General features: G+C 73.6%; 1 protein-coding gene (only partly in view). It reads right to left on the minus strand.

The window, feature by feature from the left end:
• Positions 1-660, minus strand: the 5' portion of a protein-coding gene (locus tag ET526_RS20955) for a terminase gpA endonuclease subunit (protein ID WP_456305133.1). 474 nt of this gene lie to the left of the window's left edge; only the first 660 of its 1,134 coding nucleotides appear in the window; it begins with the start codon at positions 658-660; its stop codon lies off the left edge, out of view.

Consider the following 660-nt stretch of genomic DNA (forward strand, 5'->3'; position numbering starts at 1 on the left):
GGCGCGGCCGGCGCCGGCCCGCCGCACGAAGCTGTAGACCTCCGCCGTCGTCATGCCGTCGCCGCTGTCGATCGCCGCCATGGCGATGGGCAGGCGGTGCCCGCTCTCATGCCGCCAGCTCTCGCCGAGCAGCAGCCGGAGTTCCTCCCAGACCTGCGCCTCGAACGGGTTCCCCGCCAGCACGCGGTGCTCGACCAGCCAGGACTGGCGGTCCTCGCCCCAGGCCCAGACGCTGGCCTCGAGGCGGTCGCGCTGCACGTCCACCCCGGCGGTCAGCAGCAGCCCGCCCATCGGCACGGTGCCCGCGGGCCAGTGCTCGCGGCGGTCGTAGAGCCGCTGCCAGTCCGGCGCCTCGCCGGCCTCCTGCCAGGTCTCGCCCAGCACCGTGTTGCGAAAGGTCTTGATGGCGCGGTCGTCGCCCTGCGCCGCAAGCCAGAGCCGCGCAATCTCGGCCCACGTCATCCAGCCAGGCGGCGAGTAGAGCGCCGAGACATGGAAACCCACAGCGTGCGGGTCCGTCGCGGTGGCGGTGGCCCGCCATTCCCCCGCCGCCAGCATCTGCGCCTTGTGCTGCTCGCCGATCGGCGCGTCGCAGGCCTCGCAGAGATAGCGTGCGGTCTCCGGCTCGCCCTCGTCCCAGACCAGCCGCTCGAAGCGCAG

Origin of the sequence: Crenalkalicoccus roseus, from assembly GCF_004761865.1 — a bacterium.
Classification (GTDB): domain Bacteria; phylum Pseudomonadota; class Alphaproteobacteria; order Acetobacterales; family Acetobacteraceae; genus Crenalkalicoccus; species Crenalkalicoccus roseus.